At 41.8% G+C, this 13,248-nt stretch carries 11 protein-coding genes; 9 read left to right on the forward strand and 2 right to left on the reverse strand.

What is annotated here, in order from left to right; genetic code table 11:
* Nucleotides 1–1,260 carry a serine hydrolase gene (locus BV214_RS09855; protein WP_086477341.1) on the forward strand — a complete coding sequence of 420 codons (1,260 nt, stop codon included), beginning with the start codon at nt 1–3 and terminating at the stop codon, nt 1,258–1,260.
* Here BV214_RS09855 and BV214_RS09860 read toward each other — a convergent pair.
* A complete protein-coding gene (locus BV214_RS09860; protein ID WP_245806772.1) occupies nt 1,250–4,096 on the reverse strand; it encodes an Npt1/Npt2 family nucleotide transporter in 2,847 nt (948 codons plus the stop codon). The two genes, BV214_RS09855 and BV214_RS09860, sit on opposite strands and share 11 nt — an antisense overlap.
* A gap of 119 nt (nt 4,097–4,215) precedes the next feature.
* Entirely contained in the window at nt 4,216–5,136 is a 921-nt protein-coding gene (locus BV214_RS09865) for a serine hydrolase (RefSeq protein ID WP_086477342.1), read from the reverse strand.
* A 308-nt stretch (nt 5,137–5,444) separates the two neighbouring features.
* Between BV214_RS09865 and udk the strand changes: the two genes are divergently transcribed.
* The 8 genes from udk to dapB all read left to right on the forward strand — a co-directional run bounded on the left by udk (nt 5,445) and on the right by dapB (nt 13,212).
* Entirely contained in the window at nt 5,445–6,053 is a 609-nt protein-coding gene (gene udk / locus BV214_RS09870) for a uridine kinase (RefSeq protein WP_086477343.1), read from the forward strand.
* Nucleotides 6,054–6,059: 6 nt separating this feature from the next.
* Nucleotides 6,060–6,392, forward strand: coding sequence for an FtsB family cell division protein (locus BV214_RS09875; protein WP_086477344.1), 333 nt, complete (start codon nt 6,060–6,062; stop codon nt 6,390–6,392).
* Complete coding sequence (locus BV214_RS09880; protein WP_086477345.1) at nt 6,385–7,764, forward strand: methylmalonyl-CoA mutase subunit beta; 1,380 nt, start codon at nt 6,385–6,387, stop codon at nt 7,762–7,764. The genes BV214_RS09875 and BV214_RS09880 overlap by 8 nt, the downstream gene beginning before the upstream one ends.
* An 85-nt stretch (nt 7,765–7,849) precedes the next feature.
* The gene (gene scpA / locus BV214_RS09885; protein ID WP_086477346.1) at nt 7,850–10,024 is read left to right on the forward strand and encodes a methylmalonyl-CoA mutase; all 2,175 of its coding nucleotides are present in this window, start codon (nt 7,850–7,852) and stop codon (nt 10,022–10,024) included.
* 149 nt (nt 10,025–10,173) lie between these two features.
* The gene (locus BV214_RS09890; protein ID WP_086477347.1) at nt 10,174–10,947 is read left to right on the forward strand and encodes a ParA family protein; all 774 of its coding nucleotides are present in this window, start codon (nt 10,174–10,176) and stop codon (nt 10,945–10,947) included.
* Complete coding sequence (locus BV214_RS09895; RefSeq protein ID WP_086477348.1) at nt 10,947–11,867, forward strand: ParB/RepB/Spo0J family partition protein; 921 nt, start codon at nt 10,947–10,949, stop codon at nt 11,865–11,867. The genes BV214_RS09890 and BV214_RS09895 overlap by 1 nt, the downstream gene beginning before the upstream one ends.
* Nucleotides 11,860–12,507, forward strand: coding sequence for a DUF5683 domain-containing protein (locus tag BV214_RS09900; protein WP_223883385.1), 648 nt, complete (start codon nt 11,860–11,862; stop codon nt 12,505–12,507). Before BV214_RS09895 ends, BV214_RS09900 begins: the two co-directional genes overlap by 8 nt.
* A gap of 3 nt (nt 12,508–12,510) precedes the next feature.
* A complete protein-coding gene (gene dapB / locus BV214_RS09905) occupies nt 12,511–13,212 on the forward strand; it encodes a 4-hydroxy-tetrahydrodipicolinate reductase (RefSeq protein ID WP_086477349.1) in 702 nt (233 codons plus the stop codon).
* Nucleotides 13,213–13,248 lie beyond the last annotated feature (36 nt).

Below are 13,248 nucleotides of genomic sequence, written 5' to 3' on the forward strand. Positions count from 1 at the left end.
ATGCGAAAATATCTAATATACACCCTTCTAATACTGAGCTGTACAGCCTTTACCGTGGTTTACTATTACCCTATTGACGGATATCTACGTACCGGTATAAAGCGCTTAAAGTACTTAGAACTGGTTAAAAGCGGGGAAATAAAATTGAATGCGCCACTTCCAAAAGGGGCTTTTAAGTCTTATGAGGATATAGAGCTTAACCTTCTCCCAAAAAAGAACGACAGCCTAGGGGCACTATTAACTATAGATGAAAATTTTCAGAAAGAGATCAATGGACTGTTCAAAGGCTTGGATAAAAGTTATTCCCTTGCGATACTGGATATTTCCGACCTAAATCAGATTCGCTATGCCAAACGAAATGAGACTGCGGGCTATCAACCAGGAAGCGTAGGGAAACTGGCCGTATTGGTGGCATTATTTGACCAATTGGCAAAAATCTATCCCGATTCGTTCGAAAAACGCATCCAACTTTTGCGCTCAAAATCTGTAAAAGCAGGAGTTTGGGGCCTTACCGATTCACATACCGTTCCCATTTATAATGTTGAGACCAATAAACTTATTAAAAGACAGGTGGTGGCCAGCGACGTTTTTACCTTGTTTGAATGGGCAGACCACATGCTTTCTGTTAGCAATAATGGCGCCGCTAGCATTGTATGGCGGGAAGCCTTACTTATGTCGGCCTTCGGACAGGCATACCCAGACCTCAGCCAGGAAGAGGCAGATGCCTACTTTAACAACACGCCTAGAAAACAGCTCACAGACTTATCCAACGATATTGTAAACCTGCCTTTGCGCAGCTTGAATATTGGTGCGGATGAATGGCGCCTGGGAAGTTTTTTCACTTCTGGAGCCAACAAATATGTAGGCGATAAAGGGGGGAGTATAGGATCTACTTTGGGATTGATGAAGTTTCTAATCCAATTAGAACAAGGGAACGTCATAGATGAGGCCTCTAGTTTAGAAATGAAGCGATTGATGTATATGACGGATCGTAGGATCCGATATGCACAATCCCCTGCCCTAAAAGAAGCAGCGGTTTATTTTAAATCGGGGAGTTTGTACCAATGTAACAAGACCAGTGGCGAACCTTGTGGAAAATATATGGGGAACATCAGTAATTTCATGAATTCGGTAGCCATTATTGAGCATCCGGACAACTGTACGTATATGGTGGTACTAATGACCAATGTATTGCGAAAAAATTCGGCCACAGACCATATGACCTTGGCCAGTAGTATCGATAAAATAATTAAGAAGTAGGATTTTTCAAGGATTCTAGGATTTCGGCAGCCTTGTTCCGCACTTTTTCATGAGAGTCTTTCAAAGCCATTTCCAATAAGGAATTAAACTTAGGATCATTAATTTTTTGGATCAAATAAAGTACCGCCAGCCGCAACTTAACATCCTTTCTTTTTAAAAGGGCATAATAACATTCAGATTCACTAAGGACCTTTATATTGAGGTCCTTTAGTTTTTTTTCGGAAAATGTTTCTACAAGGGTCGATTCGGCCACGGGAATCAATTCTTTTTTAAGTTGAATATCCAGGATGTTATCTAAAAATTCGATGGCATGTATCCGTTGTTCCTCCTTTCCGTGCAAGATGGAATTTAGGATGGGGTCTACGTCTTGCGGGGGATATTTTATGCCCAAAAATTGAAAAATTCGCTGTAACTGCCTATCCAATCGCAACTCCAACAAATGTATCAATCCGTTTCTAGCATCGTTTTCTTCGCGAGATTCCGGGGTTTCCGTATTTCTTTTGTACCGAATAATGATCTGGGAATGAATTACAGAGAGGGTGTTCTGGTAAAGGTGACATTCGTCCAATATTCTATCCACTACAAATCGGTCGTTCACCTTTAGATGTGGATACTTCCACTTCAACCTTTTTAAGGCCTCAATAGCTTCAATTTTCACCGTATGCTCCAATTCCCCAGTTAATTTTATCAGGGTGTTCACAGCCTTTTGCGAGGCAAATTTTTCCAATACCAATACTACTACCGCTGCATCTTCTAAATCTAACCCATGGTCCGTAGCTATCTTATCGAACAAAATATCGATGATAGGCTCTCCATAGAAAAACAAGGCTTCTATGCTGGCTTTCCTCGTTTCCTTTCCTGATAATTTAGGGATAATTAGCGTTATAAACCGTTCGTCTAAGGTTTTTGATGCAGCTAGGATGGCGGTATTAGCCACCGCTGTGTTGTCCGACTCTATATGGGTGTTAATTACCTCATAGAACTTTTCTACCTTGGCATTCCCAATAGCTTCCAAAATAGCCTGAGTTTTATTAGTTTTCTCCTGTTCGTCACTTAAAAACGCAAGTTGGAATAGGGCATTTTCTATACGGCTCTCCAAACTAAAACGAGCTTGCAACAACGCATTGTTCCTCAATTCTAAAGACAAACCAATCAAAGCGGCATTTGCAATGGTATGATCGTCCATATTGAGATAGGTATCAAAAAGCTGAACTTGATCCTTGTCGTAGTTTTTAAGGAGATAACGGAACGCAGAGGTAGTTACCTGTTGATCTTTATCCAACACCATTCCTTGCATCGGTTCGCATAAATTTTGAGAATTAAGAAAGTACAGATTTTCTATAGCCAGTGCCCTCACCTTGGCAGAAGGACTATCTAGCAGGTTTTTAATGGCATTAAAGAAACGTTCATCCTTTACTTCCAAGGTTTTATGGAGCATGTGTAGTATTTGATTTTCCGATCCATTGGTCAGCACCCGGATAACCGTATCTATTATGGAAGTGACCTTTATTTCATTCCTGTCTCTTTTTTGCTTTTTTACCCCAGATTGCTCCAGCAATCCCTTAAATGCAACTATATATTCCCTTCTCAGGTGAAAAATGAAATACAGCCATATAGATATTAGCCCAATAATGATTAAGCTGATGTAGGTTGAGGGAATTTGAAGCGCGTTGATAAAGAAAATCAGGATAAAGCCCGCCAAACCCGTTGCAATACTATCTACCACTACATCTGTAAAGGTTTTGGTCTTCTTTTTAATTTCTATAGGGATGGGTATGGAAAGAAGCTCGGTTGCCGCCTTGTTAACGGATTGCTTTAAACTCCCGTCCACTATTTTAATGAATACCACTACCCATAGCTGGGGAAGCAGCAATAATAAGATAGATCCTATTAATATACCCGTTGGCAACCACAATAAGGACTTCCCTACCCCAAAGGTCCCCACAATCCGTTTGGTAAGGAATAATTGTATCAATAGGGAGATGACACTGAGCGTGGAAAACCAAAAACCAAAAAATGAAGTCAGCGCCTCCTGGTCTTGTATAAATCTTGAGGCATAATCACTATACTGGTAATCTACCAACTTAGCAATCAATACACTAATGCCCACCACCAGAGCAATTAAGCTTAATAATTTGGATTGTTTAATGAGCTTAAAAGGAGACTCGCCCTTAGGACCGGATCTTCCCGAAACTTGGAAAGGATTTAATTTCACCACTTCCTTCCTCCAAATGTACCGGGTAATGGGTAGGCAGCACAACAGCAAGCCTGCCGCAACAAATAGCAAGTTCTCTGTATAGAGAATCTTGGTCAGCAAAGAGGTTAAATATCCTCCAAAAATTCCGCCCGCTATTGCCCCGGCCCCAATAAAACCAAAAACCCGTTTGGCCTCACGGACATTGTATACTAAATTGGCCATTATCCAAAACTGCGAGGCAGTTAGCAGGCCAAATATCGCAACCCATACATAGGGTATGTACAGGATAAATCCACTAGCCAGGTTAAAACTAAATGCAATACCAAATAGCACCAATGAGATAACCGACCCAATTATGGTCCTATCCACGATAGTATTAAGGGCATACTTTTCCATGGCGCGGTCATAAAAAAATGAGCCTGTAATCGCCATAATGGCCGTTAACACATACCCAAGGGGAAGTGCACTGGAAGAGAGTTCTGAGAGAAATAAGGAGTTGATAGTTGGTTTTACAATCAATAAAACCGTTATGATAAGGAAGATATTCAACTGCAGCAGCAGCGTTTTGGTCAATTCCTCCTCCTTTAGATCAAATGCTTTTAATATATATGTTTTAATCAGGGATAACAGGTAGTTCAATTGCTATGCTTTAGGTGAAAATTAGTGGTCCGTTATAATATCAAGCCTAAGCTAATTTAAAAAATTAAGACCTAAAACTGCCATGCTACCCAATCCAATTTTGGATAGTCTCCCAAGACTTAATTATTGGCCACTTGGTTACGACCAACCCTCAACACTTTTTCTATAGGTTTCACCAATTCCCGAATAATTTGCTCTCCCGAGGCATCATCTACCAAAGCAACCAAAATATAACGCCTATTTGGGTTTTTTCCCCATACTAGTACCGAGTCTGAATGAAAATCCCTCCAAGATCCCGATTTTCGATACAGCCTGGCACTGGGCGCAATAACGTCTAAGGTATTTACAAATTTATGATGCAATTCAGGATCGCTCATAATATCTAACATTTGCTTGGATCTAGCCCTATTTACCAATTGTCCATTTGCCAATAAATAATAATAACGACAAACCTGATTCACCGTAGCAGCATGGGATAGATTTTTTAGGGGCTCCCTATTGGTATCTCCCCCACCGCCATAGCGCTTTCCTACCCAGAGTCCGCCTCCAAGGTCCTCGTTATAAAACCTATATCTGGGGTCTGTCATAACAGCCTGGATTTTATCATAACCCAATCTATCTATCATCCTGGTAGAAGCTGCGTTACTAGATTTACTGATCATAATACGCATATCCTCTTGAATGGCCGGACTATCGGTAAGCTCTCCTTTTTCCAAAGCATCCATGGAAGATAATAAAATGGCTATTTTGGGTAAGCTTGCCGCATACATCATATGATTTCCATTAATACTAGCAAATTTCACCTGTTCCGGATTCTTTAAATCCACCAAGCCTACGGCCATTTTCTTGTTTTTCATCAATGCCTTCCACTTGGGATTGGACATAAGTTCACGTTCCAAACTTTGTTGCAGACTGGTGCTCGACAAGCTTGCCAATGGTTTTACCTCAGAGTTTATTGTTCTGATGGGCAGGTCTTTTTGAGCCTGTAAACCGGTTGCAAATAAGAAGGTGAGTATAATTAGATTAAACTTGTTTCCCATAAAATAATTATAAGCTTATTATATAGTAAACAAAATTATTCATTTATAAGATTCCCTCTTGTTAATTTTTGGGAATGCTAAAAAATTACAATTCCCCTATTTTATTGGTATTTAAGCAATTCCAGTTCCTTCAGAATGTTAAATCTTTTAAAGTTAACCGATAAAGGGGACTTAATATGTCTATCTTTATAATACCCATGTAAATCCCAGGTCATGAAGGCAATAAGGCTACCTCTTTTACTTTTGTCAAAATCAAAAGCTACGGGTTTTCATCCCAAATCGTTATTTTTGAAGCAAAATATAAAGAAATGCTAATTATAGGAATTGCGGGAGGAACCGGATGCGGAAAAACAACCGTGGTAAACCAGATTATCAACGAGTTACCAAACGAAGAGGTTGGGGTAATCTCCCAAGACTCTTATTACAATGATCTTTCCGATCTGTCCTATGAAGAGCGGTCGCAAATAAATTTTGATCATCCCCGTGCTATCGATTTCGAATTGTTGGGAAAACACTTACAAGAATTAAAAAAAGGAAATCCCATTCAACAGCCGGTATATTCTTTTGTGGAACATAACCGCACCAAGGAAACTATCCTTACCCACCCTAGAAAAGTAATGATTGTAGAGGGGATTCTAATCATGACCAATCCACAAATCCGTGATATGTTCGATATCAAAATTTTTGTACATGCAGATTCGGACGAACGGCTGCTAAGGAGGCTAAAACGGGATATTAATGAGCGGGGACGAGACCTAGAGGAGGTCTTGGGAAGATACAAAGACACGCTAAAACCCATGCATAATCAATTTATTGAGCCCACTAAGGAATTTGCAGATATCATCATCCCCAACAACAAATACAATACCGTTGCCGTAGATATTGTTAGGTCTATTATAAATCTAAAGTTAGCATAATAATATATGGGCTTAAAAGAAATAAGAAAGAAAAAATGGTTTGCCATAGTCACCAATATGTATGTATTGGTCCTCACCGCTTTTTTAATATGGATGGTTTTTTTTGACACCAATTCCCTCCTCATACATTGGGAACTTAAAAGGGAAATCAACAACCTAGAAAAACAACGCGAATTCCTTAAGGAAGAAATAGCGAGGGATAGGAAAATTATTGAGAAACTCTCTGATCCCGAGGAGCTCGAAAAATTTGCTAGGGAGCAGTACTACCTAAAAAAGAAAAACGAGGAGATTTATTTAATTGAATACGAAGACGGTAAAAAATCCAATAAAGATGAGTGATTCCGATTTGTTCAGTGAATTTAGGGAGATTTCCTCCAAAGAATGGAAACAACGAATACAGGTAGACCTTAAGGGAGGGGATTACAATGAGGAATTGGTATGGGAATCGCCCGAAGGGATAAAAATAAAACCGTTTTACCATAAGGAAGATACGGATACCCTAGCCCTACCTAAGTTTCCAATAGCAACTTGGAGAATTGCTCAGGAAATTTATGCCGGCAATGCGGAAATGGCCAACAAAAATGCCTTGGACGCCCTTAAACGAGGGGCAGAATCCATTTGTTTTACCGTTCCAAATAATACTATAGACCCTAAGGAGCTACTACAACACATAGACCTAAATAAAACCCCCCTCTATTTTAATTTGCAGTGCCTTTCCGATACGTTCTGCAAATCTGTTTTGAAAGCCGCCGCCAAGGAGCCCTCCCCTATTTTTTTAAACATCGATATTGTTGGAAATTTAGCACGCAGCGGCAATTGGTTCTCCAATATGAAGGAAGATCATCAGCAATTAGATACCATCCTTGCCCTGGGACATAGCAACACTTTAAGCGTAGACCTTGGGCTTTATCAAAATGCAGGAGCAAATAAGGTGCAACAACTGGCTTATGCCATGGCACATGCCAATGAATACCTAAACCATTTAGACCGGCACCACAAGCCCCTTTTAAAATCTTCCTTAATGACTTTTAAGGCAGCTATTGGCGGGAATTATTTTTTTGAGATCGCCAAACTTAGGGCCCTTAAAAAACTGTATGCCACCGTGGCAAAATCCTACGGTGCAAGACCAGACTGCCATATTATTGCCACCCCTACTAAGAGAAACAAAACCTTGTACGACTATAATAACAACATGCTCCGCACTACCACGGAATGCATGTCTGCCATCCTCGGAGGAGCCCATACAGTCTGCAATCTTGCCTACGACGCCATATATAAAAAGGACCACGAGTTTGGAAATAGAATGGCTAGAAACCAACTGCTGTTGTTAAAGGAAGAAAGCCACTTTAACAAGGTGGGCAATCCCGCAGATGGCAGCTACTATTTGGAAACACTTACCCATCAACTGGCCACTAAAGGCCTAGAGCTATTTAAACAAATAGAGGCAGGAGGCGGATTTTTGGCTCAGCTGAAACAACAGCTCATCCAGAAAAAAATAAAGGAGAGCGCCAAGAAAGAGCAAGAGGGTTTCAACAATAAGGAAACCGTCCTTGTTGGGACCAACAAATACCCAGCGGCCGAGGACAAAATGAAAGACCAACTAGAACTATATCCTTTTGTTAAAACCAAGGCCAGAAAAACCCTGATTGAACCTATTATAGAAAAAAGACTTTCCGAGGTACTGGAGCAAAAGCGTTTGGAACAGGAGTAATTATTGGCTATTTTCCCAAAGGGCCAATCACCCCAAGGTGCTACTGAAAAACCTCGCGCTATACTTTTAAAAAGAAATGAAATAAATGGCTAGAAAAAATCTTCAACATATTCAGCTGGATACCGATGGGGATTCCCACGATCCAAAAAACGAGCGGGATCCATTTATAACAGCCGAGGGAATTCCACTAAAGGAAAAATATTCCCCAACGGACGTAGAAGGGCTAACACATTTAAACTTTGCTGCCGGAATCCCCCCCTATCTTCGGGGCCCCTATAGCACCATGTATGTTAAACGCCCGTGGACCATCAGACAATATGCCGGATTTTCTACAGCCGAAGAGAGTAACGCTTTTTACCAGCGAAATTTAAAGGCGGGACAAAAAGGGCTTTCTGTAGCTTTTGACCTCCCCACCCATAGAGGATACGACAGTGACCACGAACGCGTGGTAGGCGATGTGGGAAAAGCCGGAGTGGCTATAGACACCGTAGAGGACATGAAGATATTATTTAAGGACATCCCCCTAAACAAAATGTCCGTTTCCATGACCATGAACGGGGCAGTTCTCCCCATTATGGCATTTTATATCGTTGCTGCCGAGGAACAAGGCGTCTCCCTAGAACAATTAAAGGGCACCATCCAAAATGATATCCTAAAGGAGTTTATGGTCCGCAACACCTATATCTACCCCCCTACTCCCTCCATGCAAATCGTTGCCGATATCTTTGAGTTTACCAGCAAGCACATGCCACTATTTAATAGCATTAGCATCTCGGGCTACCATATGCACGAAGCTGGGGCTACGGCCGATCTGGAGCTTGCCTATACCCTTGCCGATGGGTTAGAATATATAAGAACAGGACTAAAGGCAGGCTTGGAAATAGATACCTTTGCTCCTAGGCTCTCCTTCTTTTGGGGAATTGGCATGAATCATTTTATGGAAATTGCAAAAATGAGGGCAGCGCGTATGTTATGGGCTAAACTGGTAAAACAGTTTCATCCTAAAAACAATAAGTCCTTGGCCCTACGCACCCATAGCCAGACCAGTGGGTGGAGCCTTACCGAACAAGACCCTTTTAACAATGTTGCCCGGACCACCATAGAAGCTTCCGCAGCCGTATTTGGCGGTACTCAAAGCCTGCATACCAATGCCTTGGACGAGGCCATTGCGCTCCCCACCGATTTTTCGGCCCGGATTGCCCGTAACACCCAACTATTTCTACAAGAAGAGACAGGCATCACCAAAACCGTAGACCCCTGGGCAGGAAGCTATTATGTAGAAACCCTAACCCAGGAAATTGCACACAAGGCCTGGAAATTAATCCAGGAAATTGAGGAGTTGGGTGGGATGACCAAAGCCATAGAAGCAGGTATCCCCAAACTTAGAATAGAGGAGGCGGCAGCAAACAAGCAAGCCCGCATAGACAGCGGCAGGGATATTATTGTGGGCGTAAACAAATACCAAGCAGGGGAAGATGTAGATAGCTTTCAGATATTGGAAGTGGATAATGCAGAAGTACGCAGACAACAGCTAGAGCGGTTACAACAAGTAAAGACTAATAGGAATGCCAGTGAAGTACAGCACGCCTTAGACCAACTTACCGCTGCAGCGGAAGAAAAGATGAAGGATACCACTTCCATAAATAGCAGCAATACTGCGGAAGGTGATAATAATTTATTAGCTTTATCCGTAAAGGCGGCTAGGGCAAGAGCCACCTTGGGCGAAATAAGCACCGCCCTAGAAAAAGCCTTTGGAAGGCATAGAGCAGAAATAAAATCGTTTACTGGGGTGTACTCAAAGGAAATAAAAGACGACAATAGCTTTGAAAAAGCGAAGGAAATGGCCAATACGTTTGCCACTCAGGAGGGACGTAGACCTAGGATACTGATCGCTAAAATGGGTCAGGATGGTCATGACCGGGGAGCCAAGGTAGTGGCTACCGGCTATGCAGATATTGGGTTCGATGTGGATATTGGCCCCCTTTTCCAAACCCCGGCAGAAGCCGCAAAACAGGCAGTAGAAAACGACGTTCATATTTTAGGGATATCCTCCTTGGCAGGCGGACATAAAACCCTGGTTCCCCAAGTGTTAGAGGCTTTAAAAAAATACGGCAGGCAAGATATTATGGTCATCGTAGGGGGAGTGGTCCCTAAGCAGGATTATGATTTTTTATACGAAGCCGGAGCGGTGGCTATTTTTGGCCCAGGGAGAAAAATTAGCAATACCGCCATCCAAGTTTTGGAGATTCTGCTAGACTAACGAGGAGCACACACCCCTAAAAATAAGGGATTATCGCAGATTCTATCCCTTGTGAATGCGAAGTAAAGTCGCTATTTTTCGCCTGTTAACAAAATACATTTTATAACAACGTAAATAATCGTATTTTTACCCACTAACTTACTATGATAATGGGCAAAATAATTGCTATTGCAAATCAAAAAGGCGGCGTAGGTAAAACTACCACTTCGGTAAACTTAGCAGCTGCCTTAGGAGTTTTGGAAAAAAAAGTCTTATTAATTGATGCCGATCCTCAGGCCAACGCAACCTCCGGTTTAGGAGTGGATGTGGAAACTGTGGAAATGGGAACCTATCAATTGTTAGAACATTCCAAAACTGCTAGGGAAACTATTGTGCAGACCACCTCTCCCAATGTGGATCTTATTCCATCGCATATCGACTTGGTTGCCATTGAAATAGAATTGGTAGACAAGGATGATAGGGAGTATATGATGAAAAATGCAACCCAAAAGCTAAAAGACGAATACGATTATATTCTTATAGACTGTGCACCTTCCTTGGGACTCTTAACCTTAAATGCCCTTACAGCGGCAGATTCTGTTATGATCCCTATACAGTGCGAATACTTTGCATTGGAAGGATTGGGGAAATTATTGAATACCATTAAAAGTGTTCAGAAGATTCACAATCCCGATTTGGATATAGAAGGAATGGTACTTACCATGTACGATTCTAGGTTACGCCTTTCTAACCAGGTTGTGGAGGAAGTGAAAAAACACTTCTCAGAAATGGTTTTCGACACCATTATCCAAAGGAATGTGCGATTGAGCGAGGCACCAAGTTATGGCGAAAGCATTATAAAATATGATGCCAGTAGTACAGGAGCAGCCAATTATTTAAATTTGGCCAATGAAGTAGTAGTGAAAAACAAGGAGAAAGTATAATGGCGAAAGCGACAAGAAAACAAGCGTTGGGCCGCGGACTATCGGCCTTATTAAAAGACCCCGAAAACGATATTCAGTCGGCTTCCGATAAGAATGCCGATAAGGTGGTAGGAAATATTGTAGAATTAGATCTGAATACCATAGAGGTTAACCCTTTTCAACCCCGTTCTAATTTTAATGATGAGGCTCTTCACGAGCTGGCCTCTTCCATCAGGGAATTAGGGGTGATACAACCTATTACCGTAAGGAAGTTAGATTTTAACCAGTACCAATTGGTTTCTGGTGAGCGTCGTTTTAGGGCTTCCAAATTAGTGGGCTTAGAAACCATCCCTGCATATATCCGTATTGCCAATGACCAAGAGTCCTTGGAAATGGCGTTGGTAGAAAATATACAGCGACAGGATCTAGACCCCATAGAAATAGCCCTTTCCTATCAAAGATTGATAGATGAAATACAATTAACCCAGGAAAAAATGAGTGAACGGGTAGGCAAAAAAAGGTCTACCATCACCAACTACCTGCGTTTATTGCGTTTAGATCCTATAATCCAAACAGGGATAAGGGACGGCTTCGTAAGTATGGGCCACGGGAGGGCCTTGGTAAACATTGAGGAAAAGGAAGATCAAATTGCCCTCTATGAAAAAATCGTTGGCGAAAACCTATCGGTAAGAAATACGGAAAAGGCCGTAAAGGAATATCAGGAAAGAAAAGCTGCCGCAAACCAAGATCCCGCTAAAGAAGATAAAAAGAAAACCAAAACCAGTCCAGAGTTTATCTCCAAGAACTTGCGAAAGTTCTCCGACTACCTGGATGTAAAAGTAGATATTAAGGCCACTGAAAAAGGAAAAGGAAAGATTACCATTCCTTTTCACTCCCAGGAAGAATTCAATCGATTAAAAAAATTGATCACGGGTGAATAAGTGCTTTCTATTGCTGGTAGTCTGCTTTCTGGTCACCGCCCTAGGCCTTGCCCAAGACAAGGACATCCAGGAACAACAACCAGATTCTGTACAGCAGACCCTAAAGGAACAGGGCGTTAGGGTAATAGATACCCTAAAAATCAAAAAAAAGGGTATCAATCCCTTGGCACCTAGTAAAGCTGCCTTTTATTCCGCCGTATTTCCCGGATTGGGTCAAATCTATAACAAGCGGTATTGGAAGGTCCCCATAGTCTATGCAGCCATAGGAACAGGGGTATACGCCTACACCTATAACGACGACCTGTACAACCGGTTCAGAACCGCCTTTAAACGCAGACAGGCCGGATTTACCGACGATGAGTTCTACGACCTAGGAACCCCTAATCCACCAGGTTCTCCTCCAGACTTTTCTAACCAGGCCTTGGAAAATGCCCAGGAAAGATACCAGCGCGATAGAGATCTTTGGCTCTTGGTCACTATTGGAATGTATGTCCTAAATATTGTGGACGCCAATGTAGACGCCCACCTAAAACAATTTAACGTGGACGATGATCTAAGTTTGGATTTTAAACCTTTCTTGGATACAGACGCCCTCACCGCCAATCCGGTTTACGGAATGGCCTTAACTATTAAATTTTAAAAAATGAACATTGCCCTGTTCGGATATGGTAAAATGGGAAAAATGATTGAACAAATCGCCCTAAAAAGAAACCATAACATTGTAGCTAAAATAGACGTGGATACCACGGAGATAAACTATTCAGAAATAGATGTAGCCATAGATTTTAGTATGCCCGATGCTGCTTTTGGCAACATAAAAAAATGCATGGAAAACAATATTCCATTGATCTGCGGTACCACTGGTTGGTTAGAAAATTATGAGAATGCCGTGCAGCTCTGTAAAGAAAAGGACGGTGCCTTTATCTACGCCTCCAATTTCAGCTTAGGAGTTAACCTCTTTTTTGAACTAAACTCTTATTTGGCCAAAATGATGAGCAACCTAAAGCAGTATCAGGTTAGCATGGAAGAAATTCATCATACCCAAAAACTAGATGCCCCTAGTGGCACGGCCATTACCTTGGCAGAAGGGGTCATCCAAGAGACCGATTATACTGCTTGGAAATTGGATACTGCCGAAGCCAACGAAATTCCCATTACTGCCAAACGGATTGCCGATACTCCCGGCACCCATACCGTGGCCTACCAAAGTGAAGTAGACAGCATAGAAATTAAACACACCGCCCATAATAGGGAGGGATTTGCCCTGGGAGCGGTGGTAGCTGCAGAATGGATTCTAGATAAAAAGGGAGTGTTCTCCATGAAAGACGTGTTAAACCTTCGTTAAGGAACGTAACAATCCCCCATTAAAACATACTTAAAG

Source organism: Arenibacter amylolyticus (assembly GCF_002150785.1).
Taxonomy (GTDB): domain Bacteria; phylum Bacteroidota; class Bacteroidia; order Flavobacteriales; family Flavobacteriaceae; genus Arenibacter; species Arenibacter amylolyticus.